Below are 23,928 nucleotides of genomic sequence, written 5' to 3'. Positions count from 1 at the left end.
GTTGACTACGCCGTCGGGGCTACACGCCCGCCGAGATGGCCCGGGCACCACGCACCACGCGCGTATCGCCGGTGACCGCGTCTTTCGCGAGCTCGATCAGGTCCTCGATCGAGTCCTGCATCTCCCGCACGTGGCTCACGAGCACGACGAGCCGGTCGGGGTCCTCGGCGACCAGCCGGCCGATCCCCTCCATCGCCAGGGCCAGATGCTCGGGGTCGAGCCCGCCGAAGCCCTCATCCAGGAAGAACGAGTCGAGGCGTCCGCCGCCCCGCGCGACCATCTCGGCCAGGGCCAATGCCAGCGCGAGCGAGGCCAGGAACGTCTCGCCGCCGGAGAGGCTGTCGGCCTTGCGGGGGCGTCCGGCCGCGTTCATGTCGCGGACGTCGAACCGATCGTCCTCGCTGAACCGATACCCCCCGGCAGTCAGCTGTTCGAAATGCTCGCTCCCGAGCTCCGCGAGCTCGGCGCGCTCCTCCTCGAGCAGGAAGCCGAGGAACCGGGACGGACGCAGGTCTTTCTCCAGCCGCAGGAGCAGGGTGCGTCGCGCCTCGTCACTGCTCACGCGCTGCTCGAGATCGGCTCCGCGTTCCACCTCGGCCTCGAGGTCGACGACCCGCTGCTGCGTCGACCCGCGCTCCGCGCTCGCGTGCGCGAGCGCATCACCGAACATCTCGAGATCGGAGATGTCGAGCTCAGCGGCGATCTCATCGAGCCGTTTTCGGCCGGCGTGTTCTCGGGCGGTGACGTCCGACACGAGTCCGCCGACCTCGCTGCGCCGGTCGTCGATCGCCCGTAGCAGCTCGGCGCGCTCCTCGCCGAGCGATCCGGGATCGGCGACCGGCTCCCGGATCTCACCGAGCCGTCCCCAGCAGCCGACGATCCGTGCCGCGAGGGCGCCGGTCGCCTCGAGCGCCGTCGTCGCGCCGTCGGTGACGCTGATCGCGTCGGCCTCGGCGCGCTCGAGCTCGGCTCGTGCCTCGTCGAGGTCGCGCTCGGCCGTCTCGAGCAGGCGCATGCGTTCGTCGAGGAGGGCACGCGGGTCGCCCTCGCCCAGCCGTTCCACGAGCTCTTCGGAGACCCGGGCGAGCTCTTCCTGCGCCGCGGTCGCCTGGCCGGCGGCCGTGGCAGCACCGGCGGTGCTCGTCTCGAGCTGGGTCCGGGCGGCCGCGAGGTCGTTCTCGGCCCGCGTGTGCTGTTGGCGGGCGCGCAGCTCCGCCTTGCGTGCCTTCTCGAGCGCAGCTTTCGCGCTCTTCACCGCCTTCTCGGCCGCGGTGGTCTTCGGCGCGGCCCTGCGGCGCGGGGTGGAATCGACGGCGCGTTCGCACACCGGGCAGGGATCGCCCACGGCGAGATGCGCGCGGAGCTCGTGTGCCATCTCGGCGCGATGCGCCGCGCGCCGCTCGTCTTCGACCCGCTCGAGATCGGCTTGCGCCGTCGCGACGGCCGCCTCGGTCTGGTCGTGTGCGGCCGCAGCGGCGTCCGCCTGCGCCTGCGCTTTCTCGGCGTGCCGCTCGGCCTGCTCGGCGGCGCGCGCGGCGACCTCGGCCTGTCGCTCGCTCGCCTCCAGGCCTCGGACGGCCGCCTCGCGCCGCTCGACGAGCGCGCCGAACGATCCGAGCTGCTGGGGGTCACCGAGCCGCTCGACGAGCTCGGTGCGCGCTCGCTCCCGTTCCGAGCGCCGTCGCGCGGCCTCGTCGACCGCTGCGCGTGCTTCGTCCACCTGAGCCCTCGCCGCACCCGCTCGCTGCACCGTGTCGAGAACGGCATCGTCTGCCGGCGCCTGGCCTGCGATCGACGCCAGCTCGTCGGTCGCCGCTCGTGCCTGCTCGAGCGCGCGGCGAGCTTCCTCGCGATCGGCGCGCAGGGAGGCGACCTCCTCGGCGTGTCCGGAGAGCAGGTCGGCGCGCTCGGCGGCGGCGACGGCAGCCGGCCGCGCCGTCGCCAGTTCCGCGATCACCTGCTCGAGGCGGGTTCGATCGGCGGCGAGGTTCGACAACCGATCGGTGACGGCCTCGAGCCGGCGCTTGGCGACCCCGTGGGCCTGATCGAGCCGCTCGAACCCGAACACGCCCTTGAGCACCTTGTCGCGTTCACCGGCCGAGGCGCGAAGGAACTCCGAGAAGCGGTTCTGCGCGAGCAGCACGGACCGGCAGAAGGTCTCGAAGTCCATCCCGAGCAGTTCCTCGACCCTGCGTTTGGTCGCGTCGTCGCCCGTGATCGGGTCCAGTTCCGCCGCATCCGATGTGTCGTCGGCCAGCCGCACGAGCTTGTGCCCGGCTTGCCCTCTGCGGCGCAGCGCGCGCTGGATCTGCCACACGTCCTCGCCGACGGCGAACCGCAGTTCGACGTGGCAGTCGTCCCGCAACTGGTGGATCAGCGACTTCGTGTTGCTCGCGATCGTCGGCGTCTTGCCGAACAACGCGAATGCGATCGCGTCGAGGACCGAGGACTTGCCGGATCCGATCTCGCCGACGATGCCGACCAGCCTCCGATCACGGAACTCGAAGGTCTGCGCGGTCCGGTACGAGCGGAACCCGTCGAGCGTCAGCTCAAGCGGACGCATCGCCGGCCTCCTCGAGGACCGAGCGGAACTCGGCGAGCAGATCCTCGGGCGCTTCGTCGTCGGTCTCGCGCCGGAGGAACTCCGCGTAGAGGACATCCCACGACCGGTGCTGCTTCGCGAGCCGGGCCCCGACATCCCGCTCGGGACGCTGTGCGCGCACCCGGACGAGGAACCCGAACGCCTCGTGGGCGCGGTCGGCCAGACTCGTGTCGATCCCCGCGGCTCGTACGGTCAGATCCAGATAGCTCTCGGCCAGCTCGTCGCGTCGTCGTTCGATCGCCTCCCACGTGTCGGTGATGCGCACGAGCGGCCGTCCCGCCGAGAGCGGAACGGATTCGGCGACGGCGAGTCGGCCGGGCTCGGCCTCGACCACGACGACCCGCTTGGCCTCGCCCGCCTCCCCGAAGTCGAGTGGGAGGAGCGACCCCGCATACTCGGCGGGCACCGCGGCCCCCGGAACCGGTTGGGGCGCGTGGATGTGACCCATGGCGACGTACTGGGGACCGGCCGGGATCGCCTGAGAGGTCGCCGCGTACGCATCGCCCATGTGCAACTCGCGCTCGCCGCGCGGAGCCGAACGATCCACGCGGACGCCGCCGACGAGGAAGTGCGCGGTCAGCAGCGGGACCAGGTCGCTCCCGGCGGCGGCGACGAGCGCCTCGCTGTACCGCCCGCACAGCGCGCGCACGCGGTCGGCGTAGGCCCTGTACCAGCTGCCCGTCTCGGCCATGAAGTCGACGACACGTCCCTCGCGCAGGAACGGGAAGCACGCCACGACGGCCGGCACGCCGAGCACGTCGGGGCCGAGGAGTCCGCCGGCCTCGGGCCGCTTGATCCTTCCGACGAGGTGTACCCCCCGGGGCGCGAGCAGCGGCGCCAGGGTCTCGAACAGCTCAGGTGAGTCGTGGTTGCCCGCCACGGCGACGACCGGACGCGACGCAGCCAGCCGTACGAGCCGATCGAGCCCCAGGCGCAGCGCCTCGATCGGGGGGATCGGACGGTCGAACACGTCCCCGGAGACGAGCACGAGGTCGACCTCGCGTTCGTCGGCGATCGTCTCGACCTCGTCGAGAGCCTGTTCGAACTCCTCGGTCCGGTCGAATCGGTCGAGCCGTTTGCCGATGTGCCAGTCCGAGGTGTGGAGGATCCGCACGGGCTACAGGCCCTCGAACGGATCGCCCTCGGCATCCCGCGCGACCTCTTCCTTGCGCGTGGCCCAGGGCGGGAACGGGAACTGCACGACGAGCGGCACCGGGATCGCCGGCTGGGAGAGCACCATCGTCCCGGGCTTCAGCAACCGGGCGCGGGCGCGGGTCGAGGGCAGCATCCATCCGTACTCGGCGCGCTCGGCCTCGGCGCTGTCGAGGCGGCCGGTGACGCGGATCGCGGCGTTCTCGAGCACCTCCGACGCGACGCGCGACGCCGTCTGCTGCGCTCCGACGAGCAGCACGCCGAGCGACCGGCCGCGCTGGGCGATGTCGATCAGCATGTCCTTCAGCGGGCTGTCTCCCTGCCGCGGCGCGTACTTGTTCAGCTCGTCGAGGACGACGACCGACAGGGGAAGGCGCTCGCCGCTGAGCTCCTTCTGTTTGAACGTCTCGTTCAGCAGCGCGCCCACGACGAACCGCTGGGCGAGCTCGGCGAGGTTCTGGATCGCGACGACCGTGATCGAGGCCTTCGCACGATCGATCCGCCGGCTCTCGCCGGCACGGATCAGGTGCCCGAGCTGATTCGACGCGTAGTGCATCCGGCGCATGAAGGCGGCGATCGTTCCGCCGGATGCCTTTCCGCCCCAGACGTAGTCCGGCTCGCCGCCGTTCTCGGGTTCGAGGAAGGACGCGATCGCGTCCACGAGCGAGGGCAGATCGCGCACGACGATCTCGTGCGGCTCGGGTCGTGCTCCGCCAGCGTCCGCCTCGTCGTGGTCGGCGGGGTTGCGCAGGACGATCGCTCCGGGTTCGCCCGCGACGTCGAGCGCGAACCTCCGCAGCTGCTGCTGGACGCGCTCGCGAACGAACGGGATCTGGTTGCGGTTGTCGCTCGCGTCGGTGAGCACGTACCGCAGCAGTTCCTCGTCGACGAACTCGCGGGGCGTCCAGGTGAACACGTCGACGCCCTCCTGGCGCCCGCCGGTATCGGGAACGATCACGTCAGCCGAACGTCGCCGCGGCGGGGCCCAGAACCGGACCGAGGGGAACGGCTCCGGTGCCACACCGAGCGTCGCCCATCCCTCGGCGGCCTCGTCGTCGAAGTCGGCGTTCGGCTTGTCGAGCCAGAGCAGGTCCTCGCCCTTCACGTTGAAGATCAGCACACGCAGGTTCGCCGCACCCTCCCCGAGGATCTGCGGGTTCGCCGTCAGCATCCGCAGGAAGAACAGGGCGTAGGAGGTCTTCGTCGCGACGCCGCTGATACCCGAGATCGACATGTGCCCGCCCTTGCGACCGTCGAAGAAGTCGAGGTCGGCGTAGGCGGGCTCGCCGTCGCGGCTGAGGCCGACGGGCAGCGGCCGCGTCATCTCGTCGGTGTAGAGCGCCTTCGCGCGTTCGGCACCGGTCGCGCGAGAGGCGATCTGGCCGGGGTCGGGACTCACCCACGTCTCCGGATCGACGCGCGTCACCGCGACCTGGGCCGAGCGCACCTTCGCGGCGGGAAGGATGCCGAGCTCGGCCACCCGGTGGGTGTCCGATTCGTACGACGCGCCCTCGTAGATCGCCTCGACCTCGGTCACGACTCCGTAGGTGGCGACCTCGCCGGCCTTCGGCACGTCGGTGCGCACCACGATCAGGTCATCGAGCTGCACGTATTCGTCGTCCTCGAGCACGATGCGGAACTCCTGCGTGTTCGTGTGCTGGGAACCGAGGACCCGTCCCACCCGGGAGGCGTCGGTCACGACGCCTCCGCGTGCACGGCAGCCCGCAGCGCGCGGAACACCAGTCCGGGGTCGCCCATCAGGTGCCGCAGCTCGCGTTCAAGCGCGGCGATCGGGACGAGGTTCTGCGGCGCGCGAGGATCGAGATGGGGCTCGGAGGCGACGGCCGGCAACAGGGCGGCCGTGCGGTCGGCGGCGGCGACCGCTTCGGGGAGGGGAACGTGCGCGGGAGTTTCGCAGCGCACGATCCCGGTCCAGGAATGTCCACCGCGCAGCGTCGCCAACCGCACGTACCACGCGTACCGGCGGTGGTTCGAGATCGTGAACAGCGGCGTCCGCTGACCCGACCCGAGGCGGCCGACGACCCGGTTCTCGGCGGGTTCGAGGTAGGTCACATGGTGGCGCTTGATGCATCCGACGGTGACGGGTGAACGCTCGTGCACCGGTCCGTCGACGATCACCGAGCAGGACTCGGCGAGCCGGGCCGCGATCCGCCGCTCGGCTGCCTGGCGCAGGTCGCCGAGGGCCTGCATCAGCTGGGCCGGATCGTCGGACGAGGAGCGCGTCGTGCGATAGCCCGGGTGCAGGTCGATCACCGGCAACGACTCGGACCGACCCGAGCCCACGATGGCCCAGCGTTCCACCTCGGCCGCCTGGATCGTCGAGACGGGAACGCCGCGTTCCCAGACCGTCGCGCCGGCGGCGATCGTGCCGCACAGCCCGGGGACCGGTCCCTGCTCGGGGTCGTCGATCGTGAGACGAGCGTCGACGCGTTGCACGCCGTCGACGAAGGCGATCACCGCCTCGCCGTCGTCGCGTCCGTCGATCGGCGACCAGGCAACGCCCTCGACCGTGTGGTCCACGGACCCCTCGGCCGGGCGGAGCTGCTCGTCGTTGTCGAGAGGGGAGCCGTACTCGGGGGCCCAGCTCTCGACGAAGATGTCTGCCACGCGCCGTATCCTATGCGTCCCTCCGGACACCCGGCGCTCGGGTCCAGGTGAGGGGATCGCGTTCGGAATCCAGGGCGACCCCGTGCGTGACCGTGGTTGCAGTTGACGCCTCCGGTCCGTCGTCTGCGAGGATTGGAGCGAAGCGAGCACGCACGAGCACGCCGCCCGTTCGATCGTTGGACGACGAGAGCGAGGATCTCGACCCCCATGCCCAGTGACCTGACCGGCGCCCGGTCGCGGCTCGACGCCGCCGCCGGCTCCCTCGAGTTGTATTCGCTCCCGTGGCTCGCCGACGCGGTCGGCGCCGACGTCTCCGGCCTGCCGCACACCGTGAAGATCCTCCTGGAGAACCTGCTCCGCCGCGCCGGATCGCGCGACGTCCGTGACCACGACGTGCGTGCGCTCGCCGGGTGGCCCGGGCCCGCCACCGACATCGCGTTCATGCCGGCGCGGGTGCTGATGCAAGACTTCACCGGCGTCCCCGCCGTCGTCGATCTCGCGGCGATCCGGTCGGCGGTCGCCCGATCCGGGGGCGACCCGCACCAGGTGAACCCGCTCGTGCCGGTCGACCTCGTGATCGATCACTCGGTGCAGGTCGATCGATTCCGCACCGAGGACGCGTACCAAGCGAACATCGACTGGGAGTACCGCCGCAACGGCGAGCGGTACACGTTGCTGCGGTGGGCGCAACAGGCGTTCGACGATCTGCGCGTGGTGCCGCCGGGGGCGGGGATCTGCCACCAGGTGAACCTCGAGCATCTCGGCAGGGTCGTCCAGGTCCGTGAGGGTGTCGCGATCCCCGACACCCTCGTCGGCACCGACTCGCACACGACGATGATCAACGGACTCGGCGTGCTCGGTTGGGGGGTGGGGGGGATCGAGGCTGAGGCCGCGATGCTGGGCCAGCCGATGTTCCTTCCCCAGCCCGTGGTCGTGGGCGTTCGAGCCTCCGGTGCATTGCCGGCCGGAACGACCGCGACCGATCTCGTCCTCACCCTGACCGAGAAGCTCCGCGCGCACGGAGTGGTCGGCTCGTTCGTCGAGTTCTTCGGCGACGGACTCTCGAGCCTGGAGCTCGCCGACCGGGCCACGCTGTCGAACATGTGCCCCGAGTACGGAGCCACCGCGGCATTCTTCCCGGTCGATGACGTCACGTTGACCTACCTGCGGTTCACCGGCCGCGGCGATGCCGCCGACCTCACCGAGCGCTACACGAAGGAGCAGCAGCTCTTCCGTCGCGACGGCGATCCCGAGCCCGTGTTCTCCGAGGTGCTCGATCTCGACCTGGCGTCGATCGAGCCCTCGCTCGCCGGGCCACGGCGGCCCCAGGACCGCGTCGCGCTCTCGAACGTATGGAGCTCGTTCGTCGAGGCGTACCGGGATCACCTCGAGCCCGGGCCGAAGCCCTCCGAGATCGGGCGATTCGTCGGCGAGGGCGGTCAGCCCGAGCCGGAGGAGGCACTACCGGGCGGCGAGGTGGACCCGGCCCAGACCGCGGGCGAGGCGACGATCGGTGACGGCTCGGTCGTGATCGCCGCGATCACGAGCTGCACGAACACGTCGAACCCCTCGGTGATGCTCGCGGCCGGGCTGCTCGCGAAGCGAGCCGTCGAGGCCGGCCTGTCGGCCAAGCCATGGGTGAAGACGAGTCTCGCACCCGGCTCACGCGTCGTGACGGACTACCTGGACGCGGCAGGGCTCACCCCCTACCTCGACAAGCTCGGATTCGGTCTCGTCGGGTACGGGTGCACCACCTGCATCGGCAACTCGGGTCCGCTGCCGGATGAGGTCGCCGAGCAGATCGAGGAACGCGACCTGACGGTGGCCGCCGTTCTGTCGGGGAACCGCAACTTCGAGGGACGGATCCACGCCCTCGTTCGCGGCAGCTACCTCGCGTCCCCACCACTCGTCGTCGCGTATGCGCTCGCGGGCCGGGTGGACGTCGATCTGACCACGGAGCCGATCGGACACGCCGACGGCACACCGGTGTTCCTGCGCGATGTGTGGCCCTCTCCGGACGAAATCACCGAGGCCGTCACCCAGGCCGTCACCGCAGAGCAGTTCCGAGCCCAGTACGCGCGGATCTTCGACGGCGACGAGCGGTGGAACGCCCTCGATTCCCCGACGGGAGCGATGTACGCGTGGGACCCGGACTCGACCTACGTACAGGAACCCCCGTTCTTCGCCGGCCTCGACCAGGCCGATGCGGAACCGACAGACGTGATCGGCGCCCGGGTGCTCGTGAAGGTCGGTGATTCGGTCACGACCGACCACATCTCACCGGCCGGGGCGATCAAGCCCGACTCGCCGGCCGGGCGGTACCTCCTCGAGCGCGGAGTCGGCCAGCCCGACTTCAACTCCTACGGGTCGCGTCGTGGGAACCACGAAGTGATGCTGCGCGGGACCTTCGCGAACGTCCGGCTCCGCAACGAGCTGGCGCCCGACACCGAGGGTCCGTGGACCACGCACCTCCCCGGCGGCGAGGTCACGACGATCTACGACGCCGCGACGCGCTACCGGGACGAAGGCGTTCCGCTCGTGGTCCTCGCCGGCAAGGAGTACGGGTCCGGATCGTCGCGCGACTGGGCGGCCAAGGGTCCCTCGCTGCTCGGGGTCCGCGTCGTGATTGCGGAGAGCTACGAGCGGATCCACCGCAGCAACCTCGTCGGGATGGGCATCCTGCCGCTCCAGTACGAGGCCGGCTCCTCCGCCTCCTCGCTCGGCCTCGACGGCACCGAGACCTATGGCGTGCGCGGGATCGCGGGCGCACTGCAGCCGGGGCTCCAGGTAACCGTCGACGCGACGCGCGCAGACGGCTCGGTCGTGTCGTTCCCCGCGACCGTGCGGATCGACCAGCCCGCAGAGCTGGAGTACTACCGCAACGGCGGCGTCCTCCGAACGGTCGTGCGCGGCCTTCTCCCCTGAGGCCCGGCGCGGAGCGAGCGCAGCGAGCGAACGTAGACCCCAGCAGGAACGGGGTCTGGGGTCTCAAGCAGTGAGCGAGCGCAGCGAGCGAACGTAGACCCCAGCAGTACAAGTATCCTCGGGCGGTCCGAGGTCCGAACCGGGCGAGGAGACGACGATGAAGGGACTGGGCGAAGGCAGGGTCCTCGTCGGCAGCGACGGGTCCGATCGTGCCGCCGTCGCGGTCGCGCAGGGGGCGAGGATCGCCGCCCTCACGGGGGCCCAGCTCGACCTGGTCTTCGTCCTGGACGTGGGACGGCCCCACGACGGCGAGCTCGAGGCGGAGGCCCTGAGCGTCCTCGACGAAGCGGTGGATCTCGCCCGCGCGTTCGGGGCCGAGGGAACGCCGTCGGTGATCGCCGGCGAGCCGGCGCGGGCGCTGGTTCAGGAGGCCTCCGACCACCAGGTGGAGTTGATCTGCGTCGGGGCGGACGCCGGGCTGCTCGAGCGGCCGCACAAGATCGGGCGGGTCACCTCTCACGTCGTCCAGGAGTCGAACAGCTCGGTCCTCGTCGCCCGGCCCGGCCCGGATGGGTTCCCCGCCCGGATCGTCTGCGGCGTCGACGGGTCTGAAGCCTCGGCGCACACGGCGGGGATCGCGGCCCAGATCGCCGGCCTCGCGGAGGCGGAACTTCGCATCATGCACGTGATCCCGGTCTTCCGTGGCAGGGGCGAGGAGTGGACGATCGACCCAACGACCGACGAGATCTCCGAGGAGCTCGCCCCCGCCTACGAGACTGCGCGCGCCCAGGGGGTCGAACCCTTGCTCGAGATGGCGATGGGCCGGCCCGAGAGTGCGATCGTGAAGGTGGCCGAACGCGACGGCGCCGACCTGCTCGTGATCGGCCACCGGGGGATCTCCGGTATGGCGCGCCTCCTCCTGGGCAGCGTGAGCGAACACGTGACCTCGCACGCCGCGTGCTCGGTGCTCGTCGTCCGTCCCCCGGACGCCGGGACGATCGACGGCGACGACCCGGATTGGTAGGAGCCCCCGCCCGGGGTCGGCACGGCCACGACGGATCCGCTCCCGCTCGCGGTCAGAGCAGCGACGCCGTCGCGATCGGATCGGTCGTCGGCGCGGCCGGGCAGGACGACGGCTCCACGGTCACCGCCATGACCTCGGTCGAGGCCATCTCGGCATCGACGAGTTCGGCGATCGATCCATCCGGACCCGGCACGAGGCACCCGCCCGAGGTCGGTGTGTCGTCCTCGATCATCCACAGGCCGTAGACCTTGTCCACGCCGGGGGAGGGCAGATCCGAGCCGAGGATCAGGACGCCCGGCTTCCCCGGCTCGTAGGCCATCGAGAGGGTCCCCGCCTGGGCGTCGAAGTCCACGACGCGCGCCGACCGCAGATCGATCGGCGAGTCTTCGCGCAGCGCACTGCCCGCGATCCATCCTCCCGCGAACAGCGCGAACGCCGCGGCCAGCGCGACGGCCGTCCGCAACCAGGTGCCTGGGCGGTCTTCCTCCCGCGCGGCCCGCGGACGCTCCAACGCCCGGACCCGGGCAGTTCCCTCATCGGGATCGGGGCGACCGTCGATACGTGCCCTCGCAAGGATCTCGTCCTCCACGCCGGCGCGGACCGGCGATGGGGGGAGCGCGAAGGCCATGCGGCCGGCCACCTCGTCGAACTCGAGACGCAGTCGGTGACAGTCCGCGCATGCGGGACCGTGCGTCCCCAGCTCGCGTTCGAGCGCGTCCTCGTCGGCGGGATCCAGCCCATCCAGGGCTCGGGCCGCGAGCAGTTCTTCGATCCGGTCGTGGCCGTTCATCGTTCGATCCCCACCAGCGCGGTGCGCATCCGCCGCATCCCCAACAGGGTGCGGGACTTCACGGTTCCGAGCGGCAGCGACAGGTCCTCGGCGATCTGCGACTGCGATCGCCCGCCGAAATACATCAACTCGAGCACCCGGCGCTGCTCCGCGGGCAGCTCGGCGAGTGCGCTCCGCACGATCGTGCGTTCCTCGGGCAGACCGATCTCCTCCGGAACCGTCACCCCCGGGTCGTCGGAGACATCCACGATGTCGGGGATCGCCTCGCGGGCGCGCCGCCGCTGTGCCTCCTCGCGCCGGACGGCGTCGACCGAACGGTGATGGACCATCCCCATCACCCAGCTCTTGACCGACCCACGGTTCGGGTCGTGCGCGAAAGGATCGCGCCACACGGCGAGGAACACCTCCTGCACGATCTCCTCCGCGAGGAACGGCTGTCGGAGGATCCGGTGCGCCAGCGACTGCGCGGTCGGGGCATACCGACGGAACAGGCGCCGGAACGCATCCTCGTCCCCGCCCCGGATCGCGGCCATCAGGTCCGCGTCGTGGATCTGGGGAGGATCAGGCATGCCCGGCCCCGTCGGATCCGGTCCGGCGGCCGGCCGCTGCAGCACCTGCGTCGCTCCCGTCACGTGCGGTCCCTCCGCTCACCGTGTGTTCGCGCTGGAAGCCCATGCGGATCACGCCTGGTCCTGGGGCGAGGGATCGGGATCGCCGGGCCGCTGCTCGGCCATCCTCGCCGCCGCTTTGTCGATCAGCTCGTCGAGGCTCCGCCCACTCGTGGGCTGGTATCTCGCGCTCCCGATCGAGACCGAAAGGTCGTAAGGACGCCGCGCCGCCGCGTTGCGCACTGCCAGCCCCTCGACGACCCGGGACAGCACCGCGGCTTCGGCACCGGCCGCGTCGCCGGTGAGCAGCATACAGAACGCGTCCCCGGACAGGCGCGCCGCGAGATCGGAATCGCGTGTCGCGTTGCGGAGGACCTCCGCGGTCTCGACCAGGAGTTGGGAACCCGCCTCATGTCCGTACGCCTCGTTGATCTCCTGCCGACCGTCGAGGGTGAGGAACAGGAGGACGATCGGAACGCCGGCTCGGTCGGCGAGTTTGAGGTGGTGTTCGGCGAGCGGAGTGAACCCGCGCCGGTTGCGGAGGCCCGTCAGCTCGTCGGTCGTCGCGAGCTGGGCGAGCTCACGTTGCAGCCGGTGCCGGTCCAGGGCGTACCGGATCGCGCGTCCGAGACCGTCGGGGTCGGTCCGTTCCTTCACGAAGTAGTCCTGGGCGCCGTCGCGGATCGCCTCGATACCGATCCCGCGGTCGCGCTCGGCGACCATGACGATGACGGGGACGTCGAGCGATCGGAGGACATCGTTCGCGTCGGCGGACCCCTCGTCACTCGGAACGGACAGGTCCGCGATCACCAGGTCGATCGGTTCGGACGCCAGCGCCTCCGGGGCCTGCGCGAATGCCTCGACGCGCCGCGCATGCACCGGTGGGGTCTCGAGGGTGTCGAGCGCATGTTGCACGACCGCGGCCGCGGCGTCGTCGTGTTCGATCACGAGGATCTCGATCTCTGGTGTGCTCATCCCTGCTCCCTGCGCCGTCGGGCCCGCTGCCGAACTCCGCCGGTCGGCCCCCGACGTCTCCGTCGCCCGGATTGTCCAGTGGTCCGGACTGCCCCGCAAGCGTCACGGGGTCGCCACACGATCGCCACCGTCCCGGCCTAGGGGTGCCCGTACCCTCCCGGTACCCTGTGGCGCATGGCAACCCGCAAGCTCACGCCCGGTGGGCGCTTCACTCGAACCGTGCTGGTCCTCACCGCGTTCGCCGCGATCCTCGTTGCGATGGGAGGCGGCGTCGGGATCGGCACCTACGTCTGGGCCGCAGGCGAGTTGAACGTCCCGCCACCTCCTCCTACGGAGCCCGGCGGCCGGGATCTCGGCAGGGCGATCAAGGGGAACTGCGACGAGGAGTCGTGCAACTACCTCCTGCTCGGCAGCGACGATCGCGCGGGACTCGATGCCGAGGATCGCGAGGCGTTCGGGACCAACAGCGACATCGGCGGGGAGGAACGATCCGACACGATCATCGTCGTTCACACCGAACCGGACCAGGAACGCGCGACGATCCTGAGCTTCCCCAGGGACCTGTGGGTCCGGGTTCCCGGCGAGGGTCTGGGCAAGATCAACTCCGCGTTCGTCGGGGGGATCCGGGAGGGCGGTGCGCACCGCGTCGCGCAGACGATCACGGACCTGACCGGACTGGAGATCCACCACATGATGTATGTGAACCTCGCGGGGTTCCAGGACGTCGTCGACGCGGTGGACGGCGTGGACATGTGTTTCCCGACCGACATGGTGGATCCGCTGGCCGGCCTCGATCTGCAGGCAGGTTGTCATCATCTCGACGGCAAGACCGCCCTCGCCGTCGTGCGCACGAGGAACCTCGAAGGGGACTGCATCCCCGACTTCGCGCGGATCACGCGACAGCAGCAGTTCTTCCGTGCCCTGATGTCGGAGCTGCTCTCGCCCGCCGCGATCGGGAGCCTGCCCGATCTCGTCTCGTCGGCGGCGCTCAACCTGTGGATCGATCCGGGGCTCACACCCGCGGATCTCGGCTACCTCGCGAGCCAGCTCCGGGGGATCTCCACGGGCCAGGCGGACTTCCGCGCGGTTCCGGGATCGGTGGACTACATCGACTACACGCCGAAGTTCCCCAACGGTGTCAGCATCGTTCGCCTCGACCCGGTGGCGGAGGACATGTTCCTCGCGCTGCGCGAAGGACGCTCCCTCGGCGACATCGGCAAAGAGCTCGAGTCGACCCCCCTGTCACCCGCGAACGTCGTGACCGGTGTCTACGACGACCGGTCGGAGGGGAAGGCGGCGTCGGTGCTCGAGGTCGTGACGCAGGGTGGGTTCGACGTCGACCTGCTCGTGCGGGACGCCGCGGAGCTCGACGTCGACGTCACCGGCTCCGCGATCGTGTACGAGAAGGGATCCGAGCAGGCGCGTGACGTCGTCGAGAGCTACGTGGGCGGCATGAAGACGGTCGAGGTCCCGAAGGGCTCTCTCGGCGCGCTCGACGTGGCGCTCGTGGTCACCGACGGCTACGAACCCGTGGAGCCCGGCGAGGGCGACGAGCCGCCGGCGTCAGAGCCGGAGTGCTGATGCGGGCGCTGGTCCTCGCCGGCGGCGAAGGGTCGCGCCTGCGCCCGATCACCCACACGCAAGCCAAACAGCTGATCCCGATCGCGAACCGACCGATCCTGTTCTGCGCGCTCGAGGCGATCCGCGACGCGGGCATCACCGAGGTCGGGATCATCGTGGGCTCGACCGCGGAGGAGGTCCGTGCCGCGGTGGGGGACGGTGCCCGATGGGGCGTGTCGGTGACCTACATCCCGCAGACCGCGCCGCTCGGCCTCGCGCACGCGGTGCTCACGGCCGAGGACTTCGTCCGCGGTGAACCGTTCCTGATGTACCTGGGGGACAACGTGCTGCTGGAAGGTCTGGCGGGATTCGTCCAGGAGTTCGATCGGCATCGGCCCGACGCGCAGATCTTCCTCGCGCGCGTTCGCGAGCCCGAGCGCTTCGGTGTTGCGGTGCTCGACGGCGACCGGGTCACGCGGCTCGTCGAGAAGCCGGCGCAGCACATCTCCGACCTCGCTCTCGTCGGCGTATACCTGTTCGACGACTCGATCCTCCAGGCCGCCAAGGCGATCCGTCCGAGCGGCCGTGGCGAGCTCGAGATCACCGACGCGATCCAGCAGCTGATCGACACGGGCAAGACCGTCCGCGCGTCGATGGTCTCCGGGTGGTGGAAGGACACCGGCAAACCCGAGGATCTGCTCGAGGCGAACCGCATCATGCTCGAGGTACAGCAGCCGGACGTGGCGGGAACGGTCGACGATGCATCCACCCTCGAGGGCAACGTGATCGTGGCCGCGGGAGCGAAGGTGCATCGATCGACGCTCCGCGGACCCGTCGTGATCGGCGAGGGCTCCGTCGTCGAGGGATCGGTGCTCGGTCCGAACACGTCGGTCGGCGATGCGTGCCGGATCTCGGGATCGCACGTCGAAGATTCGATCGTGCTCCAGGGTTGTTCGATCCGTGACGTTCGCGGCCTGACCGGGTCGATCCTCGGCAAGGGGGTCGAGGTCGTCCACACGGGCGGAACGGGGATGCATCGATTGATCGTCGGCGACCAGAGCCGCGTCGAGGTCGACTGAGCTCCGATGTCGCCGCCCAGGGCCCGGTCCCGACGATGGACGGCGGTGCCTCGGCCCACGGTAGGCTGCTCCTCCGATGCGAGTGGCGATCGATGCACGACCGGCACTGGACGCGCGCAAGACCGGCGTGGGCTACTACGCGCAGCACCTGATCCACGCCCTGCCGCACGCCGATCCCGAGGGCCGGTACCTGGCCTGGTACCTGCATGCGAAGGGTGTGCTCCGCCCGCGCAGCTTCTTCGGCGAGGTCGGCGCGCCGAACTTCGCGGAGAAGAGCACCCCGTTCCCCGCCCGCCTGTTCGAGCCGCTCGCCTCGCGCACCGGCGTGCCGAAGCTCGAGTGGTTCTGCGATTTCGACGTGCTCTTGGCGACCAACTTCGTCCCGCCGGCGACCGCGAGCCGCGGCGTCGTGCTCATGGTGCACGACCTCGCGTTCCGCCTGTTCCCCGAGACCGCACCGCACACCGACGGGCGATGGCGACGCCGGTTCCGACGGTGGCTCGACGACGCCGCGCGGATCCTCGTTCCCTCCGAGGCGACACGTCGCGATCTGATCGCCTTGTACGACGTGGATCCCGAGCGGGTCGACACGGTGCATCACGGGGTCGATGCGGATGCGTTCCGCCCCGCCCCCGACCGGGCGGTCGCCGAGGTCCGTCGCCGCTACGGGATCGACGGTCCCTACCTGTTCTTCGTCGGCGGTATCGAGCCGCGCAAGAACCTCACGACCCTGGTGCGTTCGTTCGCCGGGCTCGGGGAGGGTCCCTCCCTGGTGATCGCGGGCGGGCCGGTGCGGTGGTTCCCGAAGGCGGCGGCCGACCTCGAGGCCGAGATCGCCGCGCTGCCTCCGGCCGTGCGCGAGAGGATCGTGCGCACGGGCTACGTGAGCGACGCGGACCGTCTCGCCCTGCTCACCGGCGCGACCGTCTTCGCCTACCCGTCGCGGTACGAAGGGTTCGGGATGCCGGTGCTCGAGGCGATGGCGTGCGGCATCCCGGTGCTCACCTCCGAGGTTTCCTCCTTGCCGGAGGTCGCAGGCGATGCGGCCTTGCTCGTCGATCCCGACGACGTCGAAGGTCTGGCGGCGGCGATGCGCCAGTTGCTCGACGACGCCGACCTCGCCGAGCGGCTTTCGGCCTCGGGGCTCGTTCGAGCTGCGGAGTTCACATGGATGCGCACGGCCAAGCAGACGGCGGAGACGTTCCGGCGGGCGGCCCGGACGGCGGGGGTCTGAGGCGATGAGCGAACGGGCCGAACACGTGCTCGTCACCGGCGGGGCCGGCTTCATCGGCTCGCACCTCGTCGATGCGCTGCTCGATCGTCCGGCGGTCCGGGTCACCGTGCTCGACGCTCTGACCTACGCCGGTTCGCGCGCGAACCTGTCCGCGCACGAAGGTGACGAGCGGTTCGTGTTCGTCGAAGGTGACGTGGCCGACACCGGCGTTGCCGACCGACTCGTCGCCGGTGTCGATCGTGTGCTGCATGCGGCCGCGGAGAGTCACGTCGATCGCAGCATCACCGGCCCCGCCGCGTTCGTGCGGACCAATGTGACCGGAACGCAGGTGCTCCTCGACGCGTGTCGGGCGCACGGACGGCCCCTGCTCATGGTCTCGACCGACGAGGTCTACGGGGCGAACGCCGACGACGACAGCCTGTTCGCCGAGGACGCGCCCCTGCGGCCGCGGAGCCCCTACGCGGCGAGCAAGGCCGCGGCCGATCTGCTGTGCGCCGCGTACCACGTCACCTACGGGATGCCGGTGACCGTCGTGCGGGGGACGAACGCGTTCGGGCCGCGTCAGAACCCCGAGAAGGCGATCCCGACCTACGTCACGGCGGCGCTCGATGGGCGGCCGCTTCCGGTCTACGACCGGGGCCGGCAGCGTCGCGAGTGGCTGTTCGTCACCGACTGGGCGGCTGGGTGCCTGGCCGCGATGGATCGGGGCGAGCCCGGCGCGGTCTACAACATCGGGGCGGGCCACGAGTTGTCGAACCTGGATCTCGCGCGAGCGGTGTGCGCCGGGACGGGTGCCGATCCGGCGTCGATCGGGTTCGTGGACGATCGTCCGGGACACGATTTCCGCTATGGGGTCCGTTCGGATCTGCTCCGAGCCCTCGGATGGTCGCCGCGGGTCGCGTTCGACGAGGGCTTGGCGCGCACCGTGGAGTGGTACCGGGAACACCGGTCGTGGGCGGACGAGATGCGGGTCGCGGCGACCCGATGAGGCTGCTCGTCACCGGCGCGGGCGGTGGACTCGGGCGGGCGTTCCTCGATCAGGTTCCCGCTCACCACCGGGCCCACGCCGCGACCCGGGACCAGCTCGATGTCGGCGATCACGTCGCCGTGCGCGCCGCCGTCGCCGAGGTCGCTCCCGACCTGATCCTCAATCTCGCCGCGTTCACGAAGGTCGACGCGTGCGAGTCCGACCCCGACCGCGCGTTCCGCGACAACGCCCTGGGCCCCCAGGCGCTGGCGCAGGCTGCACGCGACGTGGGTGCCGTGCTGCTGCACGTGTCGACCGACTACGTCTTCGACGGAACGAAGGGCGCCCCCTACGACGAGGTCGACACGCCCGCGCCGGCCTCGGTCTACGCGCGGAGCAAGCTGGCCGGGGAACGGTTCGTGCGCCAGGGCCTCGCCGAACACTTCATCGTGCGAACCGGGTTCGTATTCGGCGGTGGGGACGACTTCCTCACGGGTCGGCTCCGCGCGTTGCGGGCGGGGGAGGCCGCGGGCGGTCTCGCCGACAGGATCGGCAGCCCGACCTCGGTGCACGAACTCGCGGCGCGCCTCCTCCCGCTGGTGCTGACCGGACGGTTCGGGACCTATCACCTCGGCGGTCCCGAGCCGACGACGTGGTTCGACGTGCTGTCTCGCGCGGTCGCGATCGGGGAGTTGCCGGGCGAGGTCGTCGCGCAGACCGCGGAGGAGCTCGCGTTGCCCGCTCCGCGGCCGCGGGATTCCTCGCTCATGAGCGTGTTCGTCGGCGCGCTCGGGATCGAGCCGATGCGGCCGCTCGACGATGCGCTCGCGGACCTGCTCGGACGGCTGCAGACACCTCCCCCGAGCCGGAACACCGGGAGCGACCTGCGGTGATGCTACGCTCCTGACGCCGATGCGCAGCGACGACCCGCCCCCCACCGATGCGACCGAGGACGCCCGTGCGGCGCTGCTCCGCGAGCTCTACTGGGCCGAAGAGGCCACCCCGCTCGGACGCCTCGAGACCCAGCAGGTGCGCGACGGCCTGCACGATTTCGCCGCGCTGATGCGCGCGGACGAGCGGGAGGTGATCCCGCGCGGCGAACCGAACCTCGCCTCGATCTCGAGGTGGCGGCGCCAACTCAAGCTCCGCGTGTTCCGCTTCCTGCGCCCGGTCACGTGGCGCTACGACCGGCTGCTCGCCGATCACGCGGAGCTCACGACCCAGCTCGCCGAGCGTCTGCAGGCCGCAGAGGCCGAGATCGCACGCCTGCGCGCGGAACGCGATCAGCGGGAGCGGACCTGATGCGCGTCGCCGTTGTGCATCCTCAGACCGCCTTCGTTCGCGGGGGAGCCGAGACGCACACCGAGGCCCTCGTCCGGGCGCTGATCGAAGCCGGACACGAGGCGGAACAGGTCACGGTCGCGGGCAAGTGGTATCCGGCGAGCGAGCTCGCCCATCACATGGCCGTGTGGCGATCGCTGGACCTGTCCGAGTCCAACGGGCTGAAGGTCGATGCGGTGATCGCGCTGAAGTTTCCCGCCTACCTCGTGAAGCACGAGCGCAAGATCGCGTGGTTGATCCACCAGCACCGATCCGCCTACGAGCTCTGGGACCATCCCGAGTTCGCCGACCTGTCTCGGCAGGCGGAGGGTGCGAAGGTACGCGACATGATCCAGCACGCCGATCGGATCGCGCTGGGTGAGGCCAAGCGCGTCTTCACGAACGCGCAGAACACCGCTGACCGGCTGTGGAACTCGCTCCGGATGGGATCCGAGGCGCTCTACCACCCGTCGCCGATCGCCGAGGTGCTCCTCGCGATGACGCCGGGGGGCTACGGGGACTACCTGCTGTTCCCGAGCCGATTCGAGCCTCTCAAGCGCCAGTCGCTCGTGATCGAGGCGATGCGTCACTCCACGAGCGGCGTCAAGCTCGTCCTCGTCGGCCGCGGTCCGGACGAGCAGGCGCTGCGGGCCCAGGCGGACGAGCTCGGCGTCGCCGATCGCGTGCGGTTCGAGGTCGGACCACCGGACGAGCGGCTGCATGAGCTGTTCGCCGGAGCGCTGGGCGTGTACTTCGGTCCGTTCGACGAGGACTACGGCTACGTGACGATCGAGGGCTTTGCCGCGGAGCGCCCCGTGATCACGCTCACCGATGCCGGCGGCCCGCTCGAGTTCGTCACGGACGGCGAGACCGGGATCGTCGCCGAGCCCGATCCGAAGGCGATAGGTGCGGCGATCGACCGGCTCGCCAACGACCGGGACCTCGCTCCGCGGCTCGGAGCCGCCGGGAACGCCTTGATCCGCGAGAAGGTCCCGACCTGGCCGGAGGTCGTCACCCGGCTCCTGGACTGATGGTGCGGCGAGCCCGGGCGGCCGCGGCTCGTGTGCGGAGGCGGTACCGGCAGCGGCGCGTGTGGGACGCCCAGATGCACCCGAAGCTCGGATTCCTGTCACCTCTGCCGCCGGCTCCCACGGGGATCGCCACCTACTCAGCCGCCGTGCTCGACGGTCTGCGACGGATCGGCTTCACCGATCGGCACGACCTGCAGGTCCCGTGGCCGTTGGAACCCAAGCACGAGGGGATCGTTCCCTGGTACCGACTCGGGATCTATCAGCTCGGCAACAACGTCGAGTTCCATCGCGATATCTACCGGTTCGCCTGTCAGGCACCGGGTCTGGTCGTCCTCCACGACCTCGCACTCGATGACTTCGTCCGCGGGATGGTCGTCGCCGGCGACCCGCTCGGCTTCGTCGCCGAGCGTGAGGCGGCGTTGTTGCGCTCACGCCTGACCTCGCCCGACGTGCTCCGCAACGAATCGCTTCGCGATCCGTGGTGCGGTCACGTGGTGCGGCGGGCACGGGGCGTGATCGTCCACTCAGCGTTCTGCGAGCGGTACCTGCGCGAACTCGGTTGTCGCACGCCGGTGTTCGTCGTTCCGCACCCGGTCGTCGAGTCCGACCGCGACATGGTGCGCGCCGAGTCTCGCGGGAAGGTTCTGCGGGCACCGCTCGAGGCCGCGGGCGCACGCGTCGTGATCGGCGCGCTCGGGGATCTGAACGAGGCGAAGCGGATCGGCGAGGTCGTGGCGGCGGTCGCGACCCTCGGACCGGAGGTCCACCTGGCGCTCGTGGGCAGACGCATCACCGGGTTCGACGTCGATGCGCTCGTCGAGCGCAGCGGTATCGCGGAGCGGATCGAGGTGCACTCGGATGTGAGCGACGACGACTTCCGTGGGTGGCTCAAGGCCAGTGACGTGGTGGTCGATCTGCGCCACCCGCACCGCGGTGAGGTCAGCGGAACGCTCGCGCGGGCGATGCAGGCGGGCCGCCCGACCGTGGTCAGCGGGACCGGAACCTACCTCGATGTGCCCGACCGGTTCGTCGTCCGCGTCGCGCCCGGGGTTCCCGACGTGGACGAGCTGGCCTCGGTCCTCGGCTCCCTCGCGGCCGACGACGAGCGGCGCGTCCGGATGGGCGGCGCCGCGGCAGCTCACATGCGCGCCCTCGCCGAGGGGGACGTCACCGCCCGCGGGTACGCGTCGGCGATCGAGGCGACGCTGGACCTCGTGGGAGATCCCGTCCGTACCTCGATGGCCCGGTGGGCCGGAGCCTTGGCCGACGTGGGTGTCGACGACGAGCTGGTCGTGCGGGAGGGCTACGGCCTCTCCTACGCCGAAGCCTTCGAGGAATTCACGCGAACGCCATGACGCCGGTCGACCGGGCGCCCGACCCCGGTTGCTAGACTCGCCCCCACGCCCGCTCACCAGCGGGTTCCCCCTGGACACACGCACCGGCGGGGGTCACCGGCGGAGGAGGGCACCTGCCATCGGCAGCGCGGATCTGGTCGAACGGACCTCGGAATCGCCCCACCTGCGGCTCGGCCGCGTGCGGGAGCTTGCGGGCTACCGCGAGATCCTCCTGAACCTGATCCGCAAGGAACTCAAGGTCAAGTACACGGCGTCGGTCCTCGGTGCCGTCTGGTCGTTGCTGAACCCCGTCGTGTTCCTCGCGGTGTTCTCGTTCGTCGCCGTGATGCTCGGCACCACGATGCCGAACTTCCCCGTGTACCTGCTCTCGGGTCTGCTCGCGTGGAACGTCCTGTCGAACTCGCTGTCGACCGGCTCGACCTCGGTGATCGACAACGCGAACCTCGTGAAGAAGGTCTACTTCCCTCGAGAGATCCTTCCCCTGTCCGCGATCGGGGTCGCCCTCGTCGACTACGTGCTGCAGACGGTCGTGCTGGTGCTGTTCATGCTCGTGTCGGGGACCGGCTTCTCGTGGCCCGAGATCACGCTGCTGCCGTTGGCGATCGTCACGTTGGTGGTGTTCACCACCGCGATCACCTTCTGGGCCTCCGCGTTGAACGTGCGGTATCGCGACGTCCAGCACCTGATCGGGATCGGACTGCTCGTGTGGTTCTGGCTCACGCCGATCGTGTATTCGAGCGGGTTCGTCCAGGAGAAGCTGCAGGGCTCCGAGGTGCTCGGGGGCCGGGCCTTCGGCGCCTATCTGCTCAACCCGCTGGCCACGGTGATCCAGGGCTTCCAGCGGGCGCTCTACGGCGACCCCGCGCCGGTCGTCGACGGAGTGGCGCAGCAGGTGCTGTTCGACTGGAGCGTCGGTGAGGTCGCGCTCGGGCTGGGGATCGTCCTCGCGGCCTCGCTCGCCCTGCTGTGGGCGACCTGGCGGCTGTTCTTCCGGATGTCGGGCGACTTCGCCGAGGAGCTGTGATCCGGTGACCGCGCCCGCGATCCAGGTCGAAGACGTCAGCAAGCGCTTCCGTCTCTACAAGGAGAAGCCGTCCTCGCTGAAGGCGCGCGTGTTGTCGTCCCACTCCCGAGCCGAGGAGTTCTGGGCGTTGCGCGACGTATCGTTCGAGATCCACGAGGGGGAGTCCCTCGGCCTGATCGGTCACAACGGGTCGGGCAAGACGACGCTGTTGAAGGTGATCGCCGGGATCCTGCGGCCCTCGTCGGGGATCGTGCGCCAGCGTGGCCGGCTCGCCGCCCTGCTCGAGCTCGGAGCCGGCTTCCACCCGGAGCTGACCGGCAAGGACAACGTCTACCTGAACGCCTCGTTCCTCGGACTCACCCGCAAGGACACCGATCGCGTGTATCGCGACATCGTGGAATTCGCCGAGCTGCCGGACTTCATGGAGACGCAGGTGAAGTTCTACTCCTCGGGGATGCTCGTGCGGCTCGGGTTCGCGGTCGCGGTCCACGTCGACCCCGAGGTGCTGCTGATCGACGAGGTCCTCGCGGTCGGGGACGAGGCGTTCCAGCAGCGGTGTCTCGATCGGGTCCGTCGATTCCAGCAGGACGGCCGCACGATCATCCTCGTCACCCACGCGCTCGACACGGTGCGCGCGATCTGTGATCGAGCGGTCATGCTCGATCACGGCAACGTGCACGCGATCGGCACGCCCGACGAGGTCGTCCATGAGATGCGATACGTGCTGCTCTCGCGTGATCCGAACTTCATCCCCGAACACGGATCGCGCGAGGTCGAGGTGTCCTCGGTCGCGCTGGTCCGGCAGGACGGCACCACCGAGGGTGCGTTCGCTCCGGAGGAGGACCTGCTCGTCGAGGTCGAGATCCGGGCGAACGGGGCGGTGGACGACGTCGACGCGTCGATCGCGATCCACGACGGAACGAACCTGATGCGGGCGATCGGTCGCACCTCCGAGGCCGGTATCGATCTCGGCCGGATCGACGGCAAACGACGGCTCCGCTTCCGCGTGCCCGACCTGCCGTTCGAGGCGGGTCGGTACTGGGTCACGGTCGGACTCGAGTCAGCGGCGACGAGACAGGCGTATCACGTGCAGACGCAGCGGTACTGGTTCGAGGTGGTCGAGCCGCAGCAGCGGCGTGAGGAGATGTCCGCACGGGTCGAGATCGAGGCCGAGGAACTGTAGCCCGTGGCGCGCACCAACCATCACGACACCGAGCTTCCGCGCGTCGTCACGACGCCGGAGGCGAACGAGCCGAAAGAGGGGAACCGCCTGATGTTGATCGCGATGATCCTACTCTCCGTCACCCTCGCGGCGGTGGCGCAGCTGACGCTCAAGCATGGGATGGACCAGGTGACCGAGGCGACCGGCGCGTTGAGGTTCGACGCCGGACACGCCAAGCAGGTCGTCACGACCCCCGCGGTCTGGATCGGGCTGTTCCTGTTCGGGATCTCCGCGGTGGTCTGGCTCGCCGTCCTGTCCCGCGCGTCGCTCTCGTTCGCCTACCCGTTCGCCGCGCTCACCTACGTTCTGATCCTCCTGTTCGACCGGTTCGTGCTCGCGCAGGACGTGGCGGCGTTGCGATGGGCCGGCGTGGCCGCGATCGCGCTCGGCATCTTCCTGGTCGCCCAGACCCCGCACGAGTGAGGGAGTTTT

The 23,928-nt window shown here is 70.3% G+C and carries 20 protein-coding genes; 13 read left to right on the top strand and 7 right to left on the bottom strand.

Annotated features, from left to right (window positions below):
- Nucleotides 1-19: 19 nt before the first annotated feature.
- Genes WEF05_11365 through WEF05_11350 form a run of 4 tightly spaced genes read right to left on the bottom strand, consistent with a single transcriptional unit; the run spans nt 20 to nt 6,382 of the window.
- Nucleotides 20-2,563: an SMC family ATPase gene (locus tag WEF05_11365; GenBank protein ID MEX1102478.1), complete on the bottom strand. Its 2,544-nt coding sequence runs from the start codon at nt 2,561-2,563 to the stop codon at nt 20-22.
- Nucleotides 2,550-3,716 (bottom strand): exonuclease subunit SbcD, encoded by a 1,167-nt coding sequence (sbcD, locus tag WEF05_11360; GenBank protein MEX1102477.1) that lies wholly within the window; start codon nt 3,714-3,716, stop codon nt 2,550-2,552. Before sbcD ends, WEF05_11365 begins: the two co-directional genes overlap by 14 nt.
- Nucleotides 3,717-3,719: 3 nt before the next feature.
- Nucleotides 3,720-5,453: an ATP-binding protein gene (locus WEF05_11355; GenBank protein MEX1102476.1), complete on the bottom strand. Its 1,734-nt coding sequence runs from the start codon at nt 5,451-5,453 to the stop codon at nt 3,720-3,722.
- Complete coding sequence (locus WEF05_11350) at nt 5,450-6,382, bottom strand: hypothetical protein (protein MEX1102475.1); 933 nt, start codon at nt 6,380-6,382, stop codon at nt 5,450-5,452. Before WEF05_11350 ends, WEF05_11355 begins: the two co-directional genes overlap by 4 nt.
- A gap of 207 nt (nt 6,383-6,589) precedes the next feature.
- On the opposite strand from WEF05_11350, the gene acnA reads away from it, so the two are divergent.
- A complete protein-coding gene (acnA, locus tag WEF05_11345; GenBank protein MEX1102474.1) occupies nt 6,590-9,307 on the top strand; it encodes an aconitate hydratase AcnA in 2,718 nt (905 codons plus the stop codon).
- A 157-nt stretch (nt 9,308-9,464) separates the two neighbouring features.
- Nucleotides 9,465-10,331, top strand: a complete 867-nt coding sequence (locus WEF05_11340; GenBank protein MEX1102473.1) for a universal stress protein — start codon at nt 9,465-9,467, stop codon at nt 10,329-10,331.
- A gap of 52 nt (nt 10,332-10,383) precedes the next feature.
- Here the strand turns inward: WEF05_11340 and WEF05_11335 are convergent, their stop codons facing one another.
- The 3 genes from WEF05_11335 to WEF05_11325 form a co-directional block, all read right to left on the bottom strand.
- Nucleotides 10,384-11,121, bottom strand: coding sequence for an anti-sigma factor (locus WEF05_11335; protein ID MEX1102472.1), 738 nt, complete (start codon nt 11,119-11,121; stop codon nt 10,384-10,386).
- On the bottom strand, nt 11,118-11,690 hold the full coding sequence (locus tag WEF05_11330; protein MEX1102471.1) for a sigma-70 family RNA polymerase sigma factor: 573 nt from the start codon (nt 11,688-11,690) through the stop codon (nt 11,118-11,120). The genes WEF05_11335 and WEF05_11330 overlap by 4 nt, the downstream gene beginning before the upstream one ends.
- 111 nt (nt 11,691-11,801) lie before the next feature.
- Nucleotides 11,802-12,704, bottom strand: coding sequence for a diguanylate cyclase response regulator (locus tag WEF05_11325; protein MEX1102470.1), 903 nt, complete (start codon nt 12,702-12,704; stop codon nt 11,802-11,804).
- 174 nt (nt 12,705-12,878) lie between these two features.
- On the opposite strand from WEF05_11325, the gene WEF05_11320 reads away from it, so the two are divergent.
- From WEF05_11320 to WEF05_11270, 11 genes are all read left to right on the top strand, one after another.
- On the top strand, nt 12,879-14,285 hold the full coding sequence (locus WEF05_11320) for an LCP family protein (GenBank protein ID MEX1102469.1): 1,407 nt from the start codon (nt 12,879-12,881) through the stop codon (nt 14,283-14,285).
- Entirely contained in the window at nt 14,285-15,343 is a 1,059-nt protein-coding gene (locus tag WEF05_11315) for a glucose-1-phosphate thymidylyltransferase (GenBank protein ID MEX1102468.1), read from the top strand. The genes WEF05_11320 and WEF05_11315 overlap by 1 nt, the downstream gene beginning before the upstream one ends.
- A gap of 76 nt (nt 15,344-15,419) precedes the next feature.
- Complete coding sequence (locus tag WEF05_11310) at nt 15,420-16,577, top strand: glycosyltransferase family 1 protein (protein MEX1102467.1); 1,158 nt, start codon at nt 15,420-15,422, stop codon at nt 16,575-16,577.
- A gap of 4 nt (nt 16,578-16,581) precedes the next feature.
- Nucleotides 16,582-17,565: a dTDP-glucose 4,6-dehydratase gene (locus tag WEF05_11305; GenBank protein MEX1102466.1), complete on the top strand. Its 984-nt coding sequence runs from the start codon at nt 16,582-16,584 to the stop codon at nt 17,563-17,565.
- The gene (locus WEF05_11300; GenBank protein ID MEX1102465.1) at nt 17,562-18,437 is read left to right on the top strand and encodes an NAD(P)-dependent oxidoreductase; all 876 of its coding nucleotides are present in this window, start codon (nt 17,562-17,564) and stop codon (nt 18,435-18,437) included. The genes WEF05_11305 and WEF05_11300 overlap by 4 nt, the downstream gene beginning before the upstream one ends.
- A 19-nt stretch (nt 18,438-18,456) precedes the next feature.
- On the top strand, nt 18,457-18,846 hold the full coding sequence (locus WEF05_11295; GenBank protein MEX1102464.1) for a hypothetical protein: 390 nt from the start codon (nt 18,457-18,459) through the stop codon (nt 18,844-18,846).
- Nucleotides 18,846-19,895 carry a glycosyltransferase family 4 protein gene (locus tag WEF05_11290; GenBank protein ID MEX1102463.1) on the top strand — a complete coding sequence of 350 codons (1,050 nt, stop codon included), beginning with the start codon at nt 18,846-18,848 and terminating at the stop codon, nt 19,893-19,895. Before WEF05_11295 ends, WEF05_11290 begins: the two co-directional genes overlap by 1 nt.
- Nucleotides 19,895-21,250, top strand: coding sequence for a glycosyltransferase (locus WEF05_11285; protein MEX1102462.1), 1,356 nt, complete (start codon nt 19,895-19,897; stop codon nt 21,248-21,250). Before WEF05_11290 ends, WEF05_11285 begins: the two co-directional genes overlap by 1 nt.
- 178 nt (nt 21,251-21,428) lie before the next feature.
- Complete coding sequence (locus WEF05_11280; GenBank protein ID MEX1102461.1) at nt 21,429-22,274, top strand: ABC transporter permease; 846 nt, start codon at nt 21,429-21,431, stop codon at nt 22,272-22,274.
- 4 nt (nt 22,275-22,278) lie between these two features.
- Nucleotides 22,279-23,457 (top strand): ABC transporter ATP-binding protein, encoded by a 1,179-nt coding sequence (locus tag WEF05_11275; protein MEX1102460.1) that lies wholly within the window; start codon nt 22,279-22,281, stop codon nt 23,455-23,457.
- Between the two features lie 3 nt (nt 23,458-23,460).
- Nucleotides 23,461-23,919, top strand: coding sequence for a hypothetical protein (locus WEF05_11270; protein ID MEX1102459.1), 459 nt, complete (start codon nt 23,461-23,463; stop codon nt 23,917-23,919).
- The last annotated feature ends 9 nt before the right edge of the window (nt 23,920-23,928 follow it).

This window comes from Actinomycetota bacterium (assembly GCA_040881665.1).
In the GTDB taxonomy this organism is placed as follows: Bacteria; Actinomycetota; UBA4738; order UBA4738; family HRBIN12; genus JBBDWR01.
The sequence above is the reverse complement of the archived record's forward strand: the minus strand, read 5'-3'. Positions and strand labels throughout refer to the sequence as shown.

Coding starts and splice junctions, on each gene's coding strand:
- WEF05_11365 (MEX1102478.1), bottom strand. CDS start 2,563: ATGCGTCCGCTTGAGCTGACGCTCGACGGGTTCCGCTCGTACCGGACC.
- acnA (MEX1102474.1), top strand. CDS start 6,590: ATGCCCAGTGACCTGACCGGCGCCCGGTCGCGGCTCGACGCCGCCGCC.
- WEF05_11340 (MEX1102473.1), top strand. CDS start 9,465: ATGAAGGGACTGGGCGAAGGCAGGGTCCTCGTCGGCAGCGACGGGTCC.
- WEF05_11335 (MEX1102472.1), bottom strand. CDS start 11,121: ATGAACGGCCACGACCGGATCGAAGAACTGCTCGCGGCCCGAGCCCTG.
- WEF05_11330 (MEX1102471.1), bottom strand. CDS start 11,690: ATGCCTGATCCTCCCCAGATCCACGACGCGGACCTGATGGCCGCGATC.
- WEF05_11325 (MEX1102470.1), bottom strand. CDS start 12,704: ATGAGCACACCAGAGATCGAGATCCTCGTGATCGAACACGACGACGCC.
- WEF05_11320 (MEX1102469.1), top strand. CDS start 12,879: ATGGCAACCCGCAAGCTCACGCCCGGTGGGCGCTTCACTCGAACCGTG.
- WEF05_11315 (MEX1102468.1), top strand. CDS start 14,285: ATGCGGGCGCTGGTCCTCGCCGGCGGCGAAGGGTCGCGCCTGCGCCCG.
- WEF05_11310 (MEX1102467.1), top strand. CDS start 15,420: ATGCGAGTGGCGATCGATGCACGACCGGCACTGGACGCGCGCAAGACC.
- WEF05_11305 (MEX1102466.1), top strand. CDS start 16,582: ATGAGCGAACGGGCCGAACACGTGCTCGTCACCGGCGGGGCCGGCTTC.
- WEF05_11300 (MEX1102465.1), top strand. CDS start 17,562: ATGAGGCTGCTCGTCACCGGCGCGGGCGGTGGACTCGGGCGGGCGTTC.
- WEF05_11295 (MEX1102464.1), top strand. CDS start 18,457: ATGCGCAGCGACGACCCGCCCCCCACCGATGCGACCGAGGACGCCCGT.
- WEF05_11290 (MEX1102463.1), top strand. CDS start 18,846: ATGCGCGTCGCCGTTGTGCATCCTCAGACCGCCTTCGTTCGCGGGGGA.
- WEF05_11285 (MEX1102462.1), top strand. CDS start 19,895: ATGGTGCGGCGAGCCCGGGCGGCCGCGGCTCGTGTGCGGAGGCGGTAC.